The 17,380-nt window shown below is 57.7% G+C and carries 11 protein-coding genes; 9 read left to right on the top strand and 2 right to left on the bottom strand.

Annotated elements, in window-relative coordinates:
- Nucleotides 1-50 precede the first annotated feature (50 nt).
- The 3 genes from NA78x_RS13635 to NA78x_RS13625 all read left to right on the top strand — a co-directional run bounded on the left by NA78x_RS13635 (nt 51) and on the right by NA78x_RS13625 (nt 2,589).
- The gene (locus NA78x_RS13635; RefSeq protein WP_425619001.1) at nt 51-362 is read left to right on the top strand and encodes a hypothetical protein; all 312 of its coding nucleotides are present in this window, start codon (nt 51-53) and stop codon (nt 360-362) included.
- 316 nt (nt 363-678) lie between these two features.
- Nucleotides 679-2,088, top strand: a complete 1,410-nt coding sequence (locus tag NA78x_RS13630) for an SIR2 family protein (RefSeq protein WP_425619000.1) — start codon at nt 679-681, stop codon at nt 2,086-2,088.
- Between the two features lie 9 nt (nt 2,089-2,097).
- Nucleotides 2,098-2,589, top strand: a complete 492-nt coding sequence (locus tag NA78x_RS13625) for a TIR domain-containing protein (protein ID WP_425618999.1) — start codon at nt 2,098-2,100, stop codon at nt 2,587-2,589.
- Between the two features lie 94 nt (nt 2,590-2,683).
- Here NA78x_RS13625 and NA78x_RS13620 read toward each other — a convergent pair whose 3' ends face one another.
- Nucleotides 2,684-3,475: a hypothetical protein gene (locus NA78x_RS13620; RefSeq protein WP_425618998.1), complete on the bottom strand. Its 792-nt coding sequence runs from the start codon at nt 3,473-3,475 to the stop codon at nt 2,684-2,686.
- 818 nt (nt 3,476-4,293) lie between these two features.
- On the opposite strand from NA78x_RS13620, the gene NA78x_RS13615 reads away from it, so the two are divergent.
- Nucleotides 4,294-4,575 (top strand): hypothetical protein, encoded by a 282-nt coding sequence (locus NA78x_RS13615; protein WP_425618997.1) that lies wholly within the window; start codon nt 4,294-4,296, stop codon nt 4,573-4,575.
- 197 nt (nt 4,576-4,772) lie between these two features.
- Here the strand turns inward: NA78x_RS13615 and NA78x_RS13610 are convergent, their stop codons facing one another.
- The gene (locus NA78x_RS13610) at nt 4,773-5,129 is read right to left on the bottom strand and encodes a hypothetical protein (RefSeq protein ID WP_425618996.1); all 357 of its coding nucleotides are present in this window, start codon (nt 5,127-5,129) and stop codon (nt 4,773-4,775) included.
- Nucleotides 5,130-5,423: 294 nt separating this feature from the next.
- Here NA78x_RS13610 and NA78x_RS13605 point away from each other — a divergent pair, with 294 nt between their 5' ends.
- From NA78x_RS13605 to NA78x_RS13585, 5 genes are all read left to right on the top strand, one after another.
- A complete protein-coding gene (locus tag NA78x_RS13605) occupies nt 5,424-6,044 on the top strand; it encodes a hypothetical protein (protein WP_425618995.1) in 621 nt (206 codons plus the stop codon).
- Complete coding sequence (locus NA78x_RS13600; RefSeq protein WP_425618994.1) at nt 6,041-7,165, top strand: FRG domain-containing protein; 1,125 nt, start codon at nt 6,041-6,043, stop codon at nt 7,163-7,165. Before NA78x_RS13605 ends, NA78x_RS13600 begins: the two co-directional genes overlap by 4 nt.
- Before the next feature lie 712 nt (nt 7,166-7,877).
- Nucleotides 7,878-11,405, top strand: coding sequence for a helicase-related protein (locus NA78x_RS13595; RefSeq protein WP_425618993.1), 3,528 nt, complete (start codon nt 7,878-7,880; stop codon nt 11,403-11,405).
- Nucleotides 11,402-14,326 carry a DUF1156 domain-containing protein gene (locus NA78x_RS13590; protein WP_425618992.1) on the top strand — a complete coding sequence of 975 codons (2,925 nt, stop codon included), beginning with the start codon at nt 11,402-11,404 and terminating at the stop codon, nt 14,324-14,326. The genes NA78x_RS13595 and NA78x_RS13590 overlap by 4 nt, the downstream gene beginning before the upstream one ends.
- Nucleotides 14,323-17,163 (top strand): ATP-binding protein, encoded by a 2,841-nt coding sequence (locus NA78x_RS13585; RefSeq protein ID WP_425618991.1) that lies wholly within the window; start codon nt 14,323-14,325, stop codon nt 17,161-17,163. Before NA78x_RS13590 ends, NA78x_RS13585 begins: the two co-directional genes overlap by 4 nt.
- Nucleotides 17,164-17,380: the final 217 nt, after the last annotated feature.

Raw genomic sequence — 17,380 nt, 5'->3', positions numbered from 1 at the left:
TTTGGCTCCTCGTAGAGCTTTGGTTGCGAATAGTTCCTCGTGGATTTCAATTGTCTAGCCCTGCTAAGAGCGATGCAAAATCCTTTGCCGGCCGCACCGAGGAAGAATGGATTGAGAAGCCCGGCTTTGGTCATATGGGCATTGACGCCGGGTCAACGACGCTTTGGGTGATGCGATGCCTGCTTTCTACGATGGCAGACCATGACGTTTCGGAAGAAGTTTGTACGAATAGCTTGCTTGGCTTGGCAGAAGCACGCGAATTGGGATTTCAGACCCAATGGGCGGCCCTTGGTGGGAAGCTGGAGGGACGTACAAACGCCTTCGTTTCCGAGTTAGTTGATAGCTTAGGAAGGCGAAAATGAGAATTCGGAGTTGAAGCATGTTTTCGCCGCCGCACGTGACGTAAATCCGTGAACCTGCGGAATCGCGCTCCAGTGATCCAGGAGGATTACAGTGTGAATGAAACAATCGCAGTGCCGCGCCCCAGAACGCCATCTCAGCTTGTAGATGTAATTGTTCGGAAATGTCAGCGGAAGATGTTGAACTGACTGTGTTTCGATCGTTACAATCAGGCGGCGATCACAAATCGGATTCTGCCGATAAGACCAAACGTGTCTTTCAAACGGGACTGCCGAAGGGATCTAAGGCTTGATTTAAGCATTCGTAATCGGAGGACTTATGGCCGCAATAGATCGCAAGATCTTTATTCGCGAGTATTCGGAAGCTATGCGGAACGGCTCCGCAGCAATGTTCGTCGGCGCTGGCGTCTCGAAGGCAGCGGGATATGTCGACTGGAAGGGGTTGCTGAAGGAAATTGCTGAGGATCTGGGACTCGACGTCGAGCGTGAATCCGATCTTATCACGCTTGCGCAATTCCATCTAAACGAGCGAAAGGGGCGGGATAAGCTCAACCAGATTTTGGTCGATGAGTTTCTCGAAACACACGAACCAACGAGGGCACACAAGCTTATCGCTTCGCTCCCTTTGGGAACAATATGGACAACCAACTACGATGACTTGCTTGAGAAGGCATTTGAATTGGCCGGTAAGCGGGTCGATGTGAAGCGGCACAAAGATGACATTAACTTCACACGTCGTCGAACGGACGTCACTATCTACAAGATGCACGGGGACAAAACGGCGATTGCTGAAGCTGTTCTGGCAAAGGATGATTACGAAACCTATCACCCCAAGCGAGAGCTTTTTTCCATTGCGTTGAAGGGCGACCTCACTCAGAAGACGTTCCTCTTCATTGGCGTGAGCTTCACTGACCCTAACCTTGCCTACATTCTTAACCGCGTGCGGCAACTGGTAGACGCGCAGGGACGTAAGCATTTCTGCCTGCTCAGGCAACCGCGTCCGGAAGATTACAAGGGTGCTGGCTACGACGTGCAGCGATTCAAGCACTTTCTCGTCGACTTAGAACGATACAACATCAAACCGGTTTTGCTCGATTCTTATAATGAAATCCCGGAGATTTTGAACGAACTAAACCGACGCAGTCATCTGCGCGATGTGCTGATATCCGGGAGTGCGGCCGATTTTATGCCCCTCGGCGAGGAAAAACTTCGTGCGATATGTCGTGAGTTAGGCCGCGTACTCGTTAAAGAAGACTTCAATGTCATTTCCGGTTTTGGCCACGGTATCGGTGGCGATGTCATCACGGGTGCTTTGCAGTCCCTGCCTCGAAACGACGACCAACGCTTAAAGCTTTGGCCATTTCCCCAGGAGATCCCCGATATACAAGACCGCGCAGCGTTCTGGACTGAATATCGGAAGCGCATGATCGCTGAAGCTGGCATTTGCGTTGTAATCAGCGGAAACAAGCGAGCAGATGATCGTATTGATCGCGCCCAAGGCGTTAGAGAGGAAGCTAGACTCACTCTGGCTGAAGGCAAGATTGTGCTGCCAATAGGCGCCACGGGCCATGTTGCTCGTGAATTGTGGGATGAAGTAAGCGAGGATCTTCCCAAGTTTTTTGGCTCTGCTGATGTCGCTAAGCCGTTTGCGATCCTCGGTGATGAGACCGCACCGGTCGACGAGCTCGTGAAAGCAGTCACCGAAATCTTGAAGGCACTCAACAAATAGGATGCATCGATGTCGCGACGTGCGTTTTACAGCTTCCACTACCAACCCGATTGCTGGCGGGCAGCTACCGTCCGCAGCATCGGCAGTATTGAAGGCAACAGGCCCGCAGAAGACAACGACTGGGAGTCCATCAAGAAGGGCGGCGATGCGGCGATTCAAAGTTGGATCGACGGGCAGTTATTTGGGAAGTCGTGCGCCGTAGTTCTCATTGGCGCCAATACCGCCGGACGAAAATGGATAAACTACGAGATCGAAAAGGCTTGGCGTGAAAAGAAGGGACTCCTTGGGATATACATCCACAATTTGAAGGACTCGAAGGGAGATCAATCGAGTAAAGGTACCAATCCGTTCTCCAGCTTCAACATAGGTAGCACTCCGTTATCTTCAATTGTGCAGACCTATGACCCTCCCTTCTGGGACAGTAAAGAAGTTTACAAGTACATCACCGACAACCTGGCGGAGTGGTTCGATCAGTCGCTGGCAATACGTGCGAGGTATTGAGTCGGTGGCATCAACTGTCAAGCGACGTCACGCTCGATACAACTGACGCATTAGTTGCGGCGCAATTTTTCATATTTGCATTACGCCTTCCGGTTCACCAGGCCGCGACTTCGTAAAGCATGTCTAATGCGTCAACGCCTTTTGTTTTGCAGTCTTTGGCCCACGTCAACAGAGTTTCCTTCTCGATCGGGCGCAGACGATCAAGATGCTCGATCGTATGAAGTACCTGCAATTTGCGACGTTCCAAGAGTTCTCGAGAAGCAGCAGCTTTCAGCATCGCGCGTTTCTCTTTTAGTCTTTTGGGCTCAACCTCGCCCACTATGCCCGCAATCGTGAGTTCGACGTATATCCATGGAGAGTAAGTCTGCGATTTTATTACTCTCTCCGCCTCGATGGAATCTGGAGTGTTGACAAAAATCAAGCATTCCGTTCTATGGATCATCATGCCCAATGCTGTCGTCAACATCATATGCACATGACTGGTTGACTCATTGCGCAGCTGGTAATTATACGTCTTACTTTCCGGCTGCCAGCAATACGCCTTGTCAATAATCTGAAGCAACTCGCCGGCGTAGCCCCAAATGGAAGAATCAATAAATGCTTTGAGTCCGAATCGGTCGTGGAGCCACCCGGCAAGCATTAACACCAAATCTTCGTTACGATGCGAGTGAGAAAGGAACACGTCAGCGTTTACCTGCGGAAACCAGCTGTCTTGAATCTCCGCTCCGTTGAGTACGGCATTTTCGGTCGCGATTGCCGCTAAACGGCGCCGAACATCGTCGTGGTTAGACGCGGTCACAGCGCGGCCATGTTCGCGAAGGCTATTCCGGAATTGAGGCTTAATAAAACGTTCGGAAAAGCCTCTAAGGTCGAAGCCTTTATACATGGCGGTTCCTGTGCAATAGTCCTCTAGTTGAGCGGCGCCGGGTACCGTCGCTCACTATCTGGCATCTTAAATGCTCTTCTAGGCGTTAACTTCCAATAATGATTGTAGCAGGTGCGACACGGTCGTAAATCACACTGCACCATAGGATCATCTACCGCTAAGGAGCACTGACTGGGACACTTACTGCGCGAGATCGGCCGCGGATGATGCCAGAATTCGATGCAGCCGTGACCATCCCGCGAGACATGGCGGGAGGAAATGCGGCTCCCTGTGCACAATTCTTTGCGGCATTTCGACGAGGGACCATGTCCATCGCGTAGCTTAAGTAAGGGAGGAACGCTGTGCGCGTTTCAACGTCAACCCTTCACCTATGGCCATACCATGCCGAAGCCACGATCGACCGGATGCCAAGACACCCGATGAGCATCGCCGTGAAATTGTCAGCATCCTTGCCGCGGGCATCCCGCATCTGCAGAAACGCAACGCGCTCGGGAATCCACGCCAGGACCTTGATGTTTCGCCTAAAACCGTCCTCAATGGTGATCTGAGAAAGGGCCGATCGAGTTCGAATCTCTTTGGGATTGTCTGGCGCAGCGTGAACAGGCTCGCATTGTTGATCTCCTGGTTAAATGCGCGGCCTACGACTGCGATGTTGGGAAAATATCGATCACATTCCACTCGTGCGGGACCCAGACGCTGGGCAGCGAAATCGCGAAACGAAAGGACGATTCAGCATTATCATCGAACGAATGGTGCATTTTCGGAAACGGCAGTACACGCGGGAGAAATCTGCGTCTGGCGGGAGCACCGTCCCGCGAATGTCGAAACTCATGGCACTGCCAATTCGGCTCGACCAGTTAATCCGCGATGGCTTGGTGACCAACCAGGCGGAATTGGCACGATTTGGACATGTTAAGCGGGCCATATTGACGCAAATCATGAATCTATTATTTCTTGCGCCTGTTATTCAGGAACATACTTTACAGTTTCAAAAAGCTAAACTTGGCCGAACCGCGCTTATGGAAAAGAAGTTGCGATCGATTTGCGCCACGTTATGCTGGAAGAAACATTGTGAGATGTGGGTCGAGATCACAAAGTGAGATGCACAGGTTAAGGCCAGGCCGCGGGACGGAGCTTGCACTAGAACGGGTTGGCACCTCGCTTTACTGCGGCACACAGCTTCGGATCAAACTGCGATGATCCCGGTGCCGCTTCAGCTAGTGATAGGTTGGATACCACAGCCCCGGGGCATTGTCGCTCTGCAACTGGCGGATCCGAAGCGTACCCTGGCCGAAAGTTATGCTTCCACCGTGGAATTCACGAGCGAGCCGTCGAGCAACAGGAACATCAGCGGCAGATCAAGATCAGGGCAAGCATGGTGAGCAATATCGCGGAATATTCGAAAAACGAATCCGACGGTAGGTTGGCATTCCAACCTTCGATCGTGCAGTTGTCGTCTTGATGGCCTCAGCCGGCTCGCCCGCCTCTCGAGCCCGAGGCCAATCCTTTTCGAGTAGCGATCACCGCCCTGCCACGGATTGAAGTTGACTGCCGGGCCCTTAGGCTGCGCCTGTTCCATCAAATACGAAATCAACAAACGCCGCAGTGAGCTTCTGATGGCCGCGTGATTCAGACCGTCGAAGCCGGTCAGCACAATTTGGGGCCGGTCTGATTCCAGCTTCTCTGCTGAGCGAATTCACGCGACGACGACTGTTTATTCAAGTTTAGCCCCGTTAGAGTACGCAGTCAAGGAAGTTAAACTGCACCATCGCTGCGTGGCAATCAACTCGTCAACAGGATCTGGTACGCATGAACTTACGGATTATCGTGTTGAAGCCGGTGAATGACCTCTTTGGCGAAGCATTCTTCATCACGTCATATCAGCGTGGTTAGCACCCACGCATAAGCACTCTGTTGATCATTATTTATCGCGTACTGTGAGCTTCGAATGCCTACATATGTCCCATGTGTTGCTTTTGACCAGCCGGAGTTTGCGCTCTTTTGCGACCACATTAACAGTCGGCTTTGCGTAATTGACTTCATATACAAGTTTCGCGAATTGCAAGTGCCAGGCTACAATCCCCACGCGCCAGCCACACTTATTCTCCCCATCAACCAAGCCCCCGCATTAACACCATTATTTGAAAGTGACTATGCAGCACTTATTCAGGCCGTATGCAACCGAGTCACAATCAGTTCGCATTCCCTTGATGCGTTTAGGTCTGAGCTGGACGATGAAACGGTCAGTTTTTTTATCGAAGCAATTAGTGTGCAACGAACTCGGGTCTCGGTAATCGCCGATCCAGCGCGGCATGCGTATGTAGTGGCACTCCCTGATTTCCTTTCTGATTTGATTCTGCCTGCCCTTTCCCAGATGCATACCGCTGTGGTGGCCCAGTGCTGTCACTTTGCTGAAATGATTGCCGCTCGCGGTGGGAATGCAGCTCGCATTTTTCTCAACGCGCGCGCATCATCTGCATTCTCAATGTTTATCCTTACCTGGGTCGCCAATCGCATGAGCGTGCCGCTTCGCTTTGGTGACCACAATGCAAATGTGATGGTCATATGACGATTGAAGCTATTGAACTAGAAGATCCTCGTTTGCGACTGCCAGCACTGCACAATGTATACCCGTTGTTCAACGAGGCCCACCCAAGCGGAGACGCCGACGGTGATGGTGGGTTCGGCGCACCCGAGGCGTTTTTAGATCACAAGTACGGTCGCGTATTTACACGCAACCGTATAGTAAGACGCGCCGTATATGGACGCACGGAAAAAATGGAGCATTACGTCAAGCTTGACGGGCTCGCAATCGTCGAGGAGTTGCGAGTTCCCTATCGCCGAATCCCCATATTTGCTGTGAGTAGCCTTCAAGAAATCATGTCGGCAATTGACAGGCTCACCTCTGCAAATCAGAGTCATAAACTGCTACTTCGCGGGCAGTCAAGGACGTATATGCTTAATCGAAATAGTGCAGACAGCAATTTGCTTTACGGAGCGACGGTCAACGAACCGTCGTTTTTGCCGAGCTTTTTGAGGGCCGATTTTGACGACTTGACACTTCAATCGATTTGGCATAATCAGGCGGCGGTATTGCTACATGACGTTGGTTGCGACTACCGCAAGACGCTGTCTGAGAGCAGCATGCAAGCTTATGCAGACGACGTGGCAGCGCTGCGACGATCACCAGACTTTGATGGATTCTCGCTGGGAATAGCGCAGCATTATGGCCTTCCCAGTGTAGGCCTCGACCTGACCGACGATATTAACGTAGCTGCTTGGTTTGCCCTTTATACAATTTCTACTGATGGAAACGGACATGCTGCGTGCAGCATATTGCCGGACGACGCAGAACCAACAGTGTTTGTCTTTCGATGTCCACTTGAAACCATTTTTGATTATCGATACGTGCGGCCGAAGCAGTTTCCTGTCGGGCGTCCGGATAGGCAAAGTGCGTGGTTTGCGCATGTGGGGTGGGGGGCTGCTACTAATCAAATGGGCAGTTATCTGATGTGCGGGTTTCGCCTCACGCCGCAGATGTACGATCAACTACCGGCTGATTTTTCGCGTTACCTTTTTCCAAGCACTACAGACGATAGCATTTTGGGCTTTTTCCGCAAAATGAAGGGACTGCCGAAGCATGAGGGAGAGTGCCGACGTGCTTTGCAGCGAATTTACTTTTTCGAATAGAGCTTAGTTTGCAGACGTTGAGATCACCATCGCTCCATGATCAGGCACAGCGCGCCCGAAGTTCACTCAAGTTGTTTTCCCGATCTGTTCAAGTAGCCATTTCATCGCGCCATTTAAATTCACGATGCGCTGGCATTTTAAGGCACGCGTTCTAAAAGCAAAGTTGCTGGGCAGTTCTCTGCGCTCACTACGCCCTCTCTGTTTTGTTGCGAATCTCGCACATCACTGCCGACCCAAACTCGAACCGACCCATCCGCATAACGCGGTGGTGACCAATCAGGCGGAGCTCGCGCGTTTGAGCCACTTAACACGTGCACGTCTGACCCAGATCATAAACCTGCTTTGTCGTGCGCCGGACATTTAGGAGCAGGTTCTTTTGTTGCCGGCCATCAAACGCGGCCGCAACCCACTCACGGAAAGGCAACTCCGTCCGATTGTGGATACGCTGGACTGGCGAATGCAGCGGTAAATGTGGGCCCCGTGAACGAGACGGTTTGCGTAAGGGGTCTCTGGTCACGTTGCCGGGGTAGCAGGGATTGTGCTGCTGTTAATCGATCGCTCGGGCAAGCTCCGGTAAACGCTACCGACCTGTGCGGAAGCGAGTAGGTCCGGTAAGCTATCCGTCCGTTTCTTGTCCGAAACTCAGCGACCAGTCTGCCAAGGGGCCGGAGGCACCAAGACAAGCGCGGAAAGTCCGGCGAAGGGAGACTTCATGAAATTGGCCGACCTCAAACCCGGTCTCGCCCTCGTCGGCCTGGAGCCGGATCGTGTGTGCATCATCATCCAAGTCACGCCGTACGCACACAACGCTGTTCAGGTCTTCTATAAGCTGCCTGACGGGAGTTTCAAGGAACGTCTCCTCGGCCCCGCCGACGAAGCGAGCATCTCCGTCGCCACGGTCGAGCGGCCATGGGCGTTTGACGGTGACGCGGCCGCGTTACAACTGGCCTGCGAAGCCAAGCGGATTGACCTCGCGTTCCTCTTCGATCCGATGATGGCCGTCCACACCTCCAACGTCGATCCTCTTCCGCACCAAATCACCGCCGTTTACGAATCGATGCTGCCCCGCCAACCGCTCCGGTATGTCCTCGCCGACGATCCCGGGGCTGGCAAGACGATCATGGCCGGGCTCTATATCCGCGAACTGATCATGCGGGCGGACGCTCGTCGCGTGCTCATCGTCGCGCCCGGCAGCCTGGTCGATCAGTGGAAGGACGAGCTGTTCGAGAAGTTTGGTCTGACGTTCCAAGTCTTCGCCGGCGGCGACGCATCGTCGCCCAGCGGAAATGTCTTCGAGGATCACAACCTGTTGATCGTTCGGCTCGACCAGTTCTCACGTGGCGAAGAGGACGACGGCAACGAAAAAAAGCCGAGCCTGCTCCAGGCCAAGCTCTGTTCCGCCGGATGGGATCTGGTCGTCTTCGACGAAGCGCACAAGCTCGCCGCCCACTTTTTCGGGTCGAAGATCGACAAGACCGCGCGATTCCGGTTCGCCGAGCGGCTGGGCGGGGATACCCGTCACCTGCTGTTGATGACCGCCACGCCGCACAATGGCAAAGAGGAAGACTTTCAACTCTTCCTCTCGTTGCTCGATTCGGATCGCTTCTACGGCAAGCCCCGCGATGGTACCCACAAGGTCGATACCAGTGATCTCATGCGTCGCATGGTCAAAGAGGAACTGGTCAAGTTCGACAACACCCCTCTGTTTCCTGAACGCAAAGCCTACACCGCCAACTACAAGCTCTCGGATGCCGAAGCCAAGCTGTACGAGACTGTCACGAACTACGTCCGCACGGAAATGGGCAAGGCCGATCAACTCGGCGGCTCCCGCAAAGGCTCGGTCGGCTTCGCGCTCACCACACTGCAACGTCGTCTCGCCTCCAGCCCGGAGGCCATCTACCAGTCGCTTCGCCGCCGGAAGGACCGCCTGAGCGAGCGTCTCCGGGCCGAGAAGCTCGGCGACCGGGGCAAGCAACTCCTCGCAGAAACCGTGGACTACGTTCCCGAGGACGACGACGACCTGAATGCCGACGAGCAGGAGAACCTCGAAGAGAAGCTGGTCGATCAGGCAACGGCTGCGAAGACCATCGCCGAACTCGAAGCGGAAATCCTCATCCTCGCGGACTTGGAGAAGCAGGCAAAGGAGGTGGTCGTGTCGGGCATGGATCGTAAGTGGGATGAGCTCTCGAAGATCCTACAAAACAACCCCGAGATGCACGACGCCAGCGGTCGCCTGCACAAGATCATCATTTTTTCCGAGCACCGCGACACGCTTAATTACCTGCACGCCAAGATCGCCGGTGTGCTCGGCTCGGCCGACAGTATCATCACCATCCACGGCGGCACGAACAAAGACGAACGCAAGAAGTCGCAGGCCCTGTTCCGTTCGGACCCCGATACCCGCGTACTGATCGCCACCGACGCCGCGGGCGAAGGCGTGAACCTCCAGTGTGCCCACCTGATGGTGAACTACGACCTGCCCTGGAACCCTAACCGCCTTGAACAGCGGTTCGGCCGCATCCACCGCATTGGCCAAACCGAAGTCTGCCACCTCTGGAGCCTCGTCGCCAAGGAGACCCGCGAAGGCGACGTCTGGCACCGGCTGCTCGAAAAGCTCGCGGTCGAGTGCGAGGCGCTCAAAGGCAAGGTATTCAACATCCTCGGCGACGTCTTCGAGGAGAAGAGCCTGAAGGAATTGCTGATCGAAGCCATTCGCTACGGCGACAGACCGGAAATCCGGGCCAAGCTCTCGCAGACCATCGAACACGCCTTCGACCACGAGCACTTGAAGAATCTGCTCAACCGCAGTGCGCTGGCTCAGGAAACCATGTCCGCCGATCGGCTCTTCAAGGTGAAGGAAGAGATGGAGAAGGCCGAGGCCCGGCGGCTCCAGCCATTCTTCGTCCGGTCGTTCTTCCTCAAGGCCTTCGACAGCCTCGGCGGCACCATCCACAAGCGAGAATCCGAACGCTGGGAGATCACGCACGTTCCCGCCGCGATTCGGGAACGAGACCGCCGCCTCACCGGCCGCAACCGCCGCGAGAACGAGCCCGTTCTCAAGCGATACGACCGCGTCGCCTTCACCCGCGAGGCGATCCAGCCGAGCGACAAGCCCGGCCTCGCCCGCGCCATGCTCATGCACCCCGGCCATCCGCTCATGCTGTCGCTGACGGACATGATCCTCGAGCAGAACGCCAACCTGCTCCGTCGCGGTACGGTGCTGCTCGATCCTGCCGACGACGGTGCGACCCCCTGGCTTCTCTTCCTGCTCACGCACGAGGTCAAAGGGGGCGATGGCGTCGTCCTCTCCAAGCGGATGCAGTTCATCCGCGTGAACCCGGACGGCTCCGCCGCGTTCGCCGGTTGGGCACCGCACCTCGATCTCGAACCGCTCCCAGACGCCGACCGGCCCCGCATCACCGATCTGCTCAACGCCGACTGGATTCGCACCGACCAGGAGCAGAAGGCCATCGCCCTTGCGGCCGGGTCGCTGGTGCCGGAGCACTTCGCGGAAGTCGCCGGACGTCGCATCGAGCACGTCGATAAAACCCTCGCCGCCGTCCACGAACGACTGACCAAGGAAATCGCCTTCTGGACCGACCGCGAAATCAAGTTCAAGGACGACCTCGCGGCGGGGCGGGATATGCGGCTCAAGATCGACAACGTCAAGAAGACGCTCGACGACCTGCAAAGCCGGCTCGACGGCCGCAAAAAGGACCTGCAAGCGATGCGGCAGGTGCAGAACGGAACCCCCGTGATCCTCGGCGGCGCGCTCGTCGTGCCGGCAGGGCTATTGCGGCAGGCCAAGGGCGATGGCTCCGCGATCACGCCCGCCGAGGCCGCCGACCGCAAGCGTGTCGAAGACCTGGCCATGAAGGCGGTGATGGACGCGGAGGCGGCCAAGGGGCACCGCGTCGTCGATGTGAGCAAGGAAAAATGTGGCTGGGATGTCACAAGCTACCCGCCGGTGGTCAATACCATCCAGCCGGACCCGAAGCACATCGAGGTGAAAGGCCGCTTCGCCGGGGCGGACACGATCTGCGTCACGCACAACGAACTGCTCTACGCCTTCAACCAGGCGGCGAAGTTCGAGTTGGCCCTCGTCTTCGTGAACCCGGACGATAGCGTGCAGGGACCGCACTACCTCGGCAACCCCTTCCAGCGTGAGCCGGAGTTCGGCATCGCCAGCGTCAACTACAAGATTGCCGAACTGCTCAAGCGGGCGAAGGGGAACGCGTGACCATCATCTCTCCGAAGAAGCTCATCGAAGTGGCGCTGCCGCTGGATGCCATCAACGTCGCGTCGGCGCGGGAGAAGTCGATTCGCCACGGGCACCCGTCCACGCTGCACCTCTGGTGGGCCCGGCGTCCGCTCGCGGCGGCGCGGGCCGTCATCTTCTCGCAACTCGTCAACGACCCCGAAGACCTCTGGAAGTGCCAGAACCCCGGTAAGGAACCGAACAAACAGCACAAGGGGCACTGGACGAAAGCTCGGGCAACGCTCTTCAAGATCATCGAAGACCTGGTGCTCTGGGAGAACACCACGAACGAAGCGGTGCTGAAGCCGGCCCGCGAGGCGATCCGCCAAAGCTGGCGCGACACCTGCGAACTGAACAAGAACCACCCGGACGCCAAGACGCTCTTCGACCCGGAGAAGATGCCCGGCTTGCACGACCCGTTCGCTGGCGGTGGGACGATCCCGCTCGAAGCCCAGCGTCTCGGATTGGAGGCGTTCGCCAGCGACCTGAACCCCGTCGCGGTGCTTATCAACAAAGCGATGATCGAGATTCCGCCGAAGTTCGCGGGCCAGCCGCCGGTGTTTCCCGGTGCGAACACGGCCCTCACGAGTTGGAACGGCGCGGCCGGGCTGGCCGCGGACGTGCGCCGCTACGGCCAGTGGATGCGGGATGAAGCCTTCAAACGCATCGGCCATCTCTACCCGCCGATTGAGATCACGAAGGCAGTGGTAAAGGAGCGGCCCGACCTGAAGCAATACGAAGGCGAGAAGCTCACGGTGATTGCCTGGCTTTGGACGCGAACGGTGAAAAGCCCGAACCCGGCATTCAGCACTGTCGAGGTGCCGCTGGCCAGCACGTTCATCCTCAGCAGCAAGGACGGCAAGGAAGCGTATGTGCAGCCGGTCGTCGGCAAGTCTGGCTACACCTTCACGGTGAAGGTCGGCAAGCCCCCCGCCGAGGCAAAGGCCGGAACCTCAGCCGGGAAACGCGCTGCTTTCCGTTGCCTAATGTCAAATGTGCCAATCGACTACGACTACATCCTCGGCGAAGGAAATACTCAGCCACCAGGGCTCGGCCAGAAGTTAATGGCGATAGTCGCCGAGGGAACCAAAGGCAGAGTGTATCTGGCACCGACGACTGAGCATGAGGTGGTTGCACGGGAAGCACTGCCTGCTTGGCAACCGGAGGGCGAGACACCCCCGCAGTTGACAGGCGGTGGAGCACAAGCCCATAGATTTGGACTCAACACTTGGGCAAGCCTGTTTACTCGACGGCAACTCGTAATCCTCTCAACATGTGTGGATTTGCTCGGCGAGGTCACAGAGCGGATTCGGTGTGACGCGGTAGCGGCTGGAGTTATGTCCGACGAACGAGGGCTCGACGCCTGCGGGACCGGGGCCAAGGCATATGCCGAAGCGGTAAGCGTGTATCTCGCGTGTGCAGTTGACAAGTTCACCGAATGTCACAGTTCGATATGCACATGGAGTAACTCTCCGAAGAATGAACTCGTGGTCAGCACATTCCGGCGACAGGCACTACCGATGACGTGGGATTTTGGCGAGTCGAACCCGTTCGCTGACTCAAGTGGGAGTTTCACGAAGATTATCGACGCAGTTGTGAAAGTCGTCTTGGGAGCGCTACCAGCTGCTATTGCTTCAACAGTCACACAGGCCGACGCGCAACGTCAGGTCTTAAGCCAGAATCGCTTCGTTTCCTGCGATCCTCCGTACTACGACAATATTGCCTACGCGGATTTGTCTGACTTCTTCTATGTCTGGTTGCGGCAGACACTGCGCCCGGTTTTTCCCTACCTGCTTGCAACTATCGCGGTGCCGAAAGCGGAGGAACTCGTAGCCACCGCGTACCGTCATGGAAGCCAAGAGAAGGCCGAAAAATTCTTCCTTGACGGCATGACGCAGACGATGCACAACATTGCTGTGCAGGCCCATCCGGCCGCCCCCCTCACTATCTACTACGCCTTCAAGCAATCCGAATCGGGCACCACGGAAGGCACTTCCTCAACCGGTTGGGAAACATTTCTCGAAGCGGTGCTGAAGTCCGGCTTGGCCATTTCTGGCACTTGGCCAATGCGAACTGAGCGATCAGGGCGCTCACGTGATCTTGAGTCTAATGCCCTTGCTTCTTCCATCATCCTCGTCTGTCGCCCGCGACTGAAAAAAGCGGGCACCATCGACCGCCGCAAGTTCATTCGTCTTCTCAACGAAGCCTTGCCGTTTGCCCTCGACGCCATGACCCGCGAGAGCGAAGGGCTGCACTCGCCGGTCGCCCCAGTGGACTTGTCGCAGGCGATCATCGGCCCCGGCATGGCGATCTTCAGCCGTTACGATGCCGTGCTGGAAGCCGACGGCACGCCAATGACGGTGAAGACCGCCCTGCAACTCATCAACCGCTTCCTGGCCGAGGACGACTTCGACGCCGATACGCAGTTCTGCCTGCACTGGTTCGAGCAGCACGCTTGGGAAGCGGGCAAGTTCGGCGAGGCCGACGTGCTCGCCCGGTCCAAGGGGACGAGCGTGGAGGGCGTGCGGCAGGCCGGTGTACTGAAAAGCGGCGGCGGCAACGTGCAGCTCTATTCCCCGGCAGAATTGGAAGCCGACTGGGACATCGACGCCGACCCGCGCATCCCCGTCTGGCAGGTGCTGCACGAGATGATCGCGGCCCAGCGCGTCGGCGGGGACACCCTCACGGCCCGCATCTACGCTCACCCCAGGACCGCCGGCAAGACGGAAGCCGCCCGGCAGTTGGCGTACCGTCTTTACACCCTCTGCGAGCGGGCCAACCGCGCCGAGGACGCCCGGCGGTACAACGAACTGGTCACAGGTTGGAGCGGCATCGAAAGCACCGCCGCGAAGATTCCCCAACCGAAACAAGGCACGCTGTTCGACGGCGAGGAGACATCATGAAGCCCTGGCGCGAGATCGCCGTCCCGCATGCGGACGTGCTCAAAGGAACCTTCCAGCAGGCCGAGTTTGCCGCGGACATTTCCGCTGTGCATTCGGGCAAAGCCCCGCAGGAATACCAGGACGCGGCCGCATTCTTCGAGCGGACGTACATCACCGAAGGGATGCGGTTGCTGCTGACGCAGGTCGCCCAGCGGCTCAGCGGCCAGGGGGGCGAGCCGGTCATCCAGTTGCAGACGGCGTTCGGCGGCGGCAAGACGCATACGATGCTGGCCGTGCTGCACCTCGCCAGCCGGCAGGGCGCCCTCAACGACCTGCACGGCATCCCCACGCTGGTGGAGAAGGCCGGGCTGATGGACGTACCCAAGGCGACCGTGGCCGTACTCGACGGCACGGCCCATTCGCCGGGGCAAGGCTGGAAACGCGGCCGCACCACGATCAAGACACTGTGGGGCGAACTCGCCTGGCAGCTCGGCAAGGGCGAAGCGTTCGACCTCGTGAAGGAAGCCGACGGCAACGGCACCTCGCCCGGCAAGGAAGTGCTGAAGACGCTCCTGGAGAACGCGGCCCCGTGCGTGGTGCTGATGGACGAACTGGTCGCGTACATCGGCCAGTTCGAGGAAGGAAAGACTCTCACCGGCGGCACCTACGACAGCAACCTGTCGTTCATTCAAGCCCTCACCGAAGCGGTGAAGCTGGTGCCGACAGCGGTGGTGCTGGCGAGCTTGCCGGAGAGCAACACCGAAGTAGGCGGCACCCGCGGCGCGGCGGCGCTCAAGGCTTTGGAGAAGCGTTTTGGCCGCGTGCAGGCGCTGTGGAAGCCGGTCGCCACGGAGGAAGCGTTCGAGATCGTGCGGCGGCGGTTGTTCGAGCCGATCAAGGATTTGAAGACCCGCGACGCGGTCTGCCGGGCGTTCGCCGATGCGTATGTCAGCGAAGGGGCGAAGCTGCCGAGCGAGACGCACGAGGGGCGGTACTACGACCGGCTGTGCCAGGCGTACCCGATTCACCCGGAAGTGTTCGACCGGCTCTACGAGGACTGGACGACCATCGACGGCTTCCAGCGCACCCGCGGCGTGCTGAAGCTGATGGCCAAGGTGATCTACCGACTGTGGCAGAACGACAACAAGGACTTGGTGATTCTGCCGGGGAGCATTCCGCTGGCGAGTGGTGATGTTCGCAACGAGATGACCTACCTGCTGCCGGCGGGCTGGGACCCGGTGATCGAAGGGGACATCGACGGCGACCGGGCCGAGACGACGGAACTCGAAGGCAAGGAACCCCGCTTCGGCCAGGTGAACGCGGCCCGCCGCGTAGCGCGGACGCTGTTCCTCGGCACCGCACCCAGCAGCGTGGCGACCAAGCCCGGCACCCGCGGATTGGATCGCGGACGCATCCTGCTCGGCTGCCTGCAACCGGGCCAAACCTCGGCGGTCTACTCGGACGCCCTCAACCGCCTGGCCGATCGCCTGCACTATCTGAACTCCAGCGGCGACAAGGCGGCCGACACGACCCGTTTCTGGTTCGACACGCGGGCCAACCTGCGGCGAGAGATGGAAGACCGCAAGCAGCGGTTCGACCCCAAAACCGACGTGCGGAAGAAGATCGAAGAGGTGGTAAAGAAGCTATTCGCCAGCGTGCAACCGTTCGATGGCGTCCACGTCTTCACCGCTCATGGCGACGTGCCGGACGACAGCGCTTTGCGGCTCGTGATCCTCGGGCTGGAGCAGGGTTTCACGAAGGACGACCCGCGGGCCGCAACGGACGCGGTTCTCGAGCACTTGAAACTACACGGCAGCCAACCCCGGCACCGGGCCAACCGACTTATCTTCCTCGCGCCCGACTACCCCGTATTGACCCGCCTGCGCGATACCACGCGAACGGCACTAGCGTGGGAAAGTATCGTCGCGGATATCAAAGCGAAATTGCTCGTCATCGATCAACCACGTCAGGATCAGGCCGAGAAGGAGTTGGCCAGTGCGAACGCGGTCTTGCCGAAGGCGGCCCGCGAATGCTTCAAGTGGCTGCTCTGCCCGGTGCAGGATGATCCGACGGCGACGAAGCCAAACGTCGAGCCGTTCCCGCTCAACACCACGAGCGGCACGGCTAGTGGCGAACTGGAGCGAGTGAGCAAAGAGAACGAACTGGTGATCGAGGCGTGGTCGCCGATCCACCTACGGGCCAAACTGAAAGAGCTTTACTGGAAGCCGGAGAAGCCCACGGTGGGGGCGATGGCGTTCTGGGAGGATTCACTGCGCTACTTGTACCTGCCCCGTTTGAAGTCGCGCGACGTACTTGCTGGTGTGATACGCAACGGAGCCGCGAGCCGGGACTTCTTCGGTACGGCGTATGGCTTCAAGGACGATAAGTACGAAGGCTTCAAGTTCGGTGACGGTGACGTGTCGTTCAACGGAACGCTGCTCCTGATCGAACCGGAAGCTGCCAAACAGTACGTCCTGAAGATCATGGCGAGCATCGAGCCCAAACCGCTGGAAGCGGGCGAGATGCGCGACCAAACCAAGCCGACAATGGAGACCGGCACAGTCACGCCGACGCCAGACACAGGAATCAAGCCGACCGGCCCTGGCCCGACCGTCGCGGCCGCCAAGGCCAAGTCTTTCCACGGCAGTGTGGAGATCAATCCGACGCTGGCGAAGTCGCGGCTTAACACCATCGCGGAAGAAATCATCGCGTTGCTGACGGCCGACCCGAACGCCACGGTGAAGGTCACGCTGGAGATCGCCGCCGATTTCCCGAACGGCGCGAGCGACACCACAAAACGCGCCGTCAGCGAGAACGCGACGAGCTTGGGGTTCAAGGTTAAGGATTGGGAGTACTAGCCAGATTGATTCATCGTGTGTCTCTCGGCTGAAAAGTGCAGATCGTTTCGCGTACGATAGGAAGGCATGTATTTTCGCACCGACTCTTATCCGGTTCGATGCACATCCTCGGCGGCACCGGCCTACCCTGGGAGAGGTGGCTCTTCGTCAGGCTGTTCAGCCGCAAATGACCGGCGACAATTCCAACCTACCGGAAGGCTGGTAGCCGCAACTCATA

The sequence above is a fragment of the Anatilimnocola aquadivae genome (assembly GCF_049819085.1).
Taxonomy (GTDB): domain Bacteria; phylum Planctomycetota; class Planctomycetia; order Pirellulales; family Pirellulaceae; genus Anatilimnocola.
The sequence above is the reverse complement of the archived record's forward strand: the minus strand, read 5'-3'. Positions and strand labels throughout refer to the sequence as shown.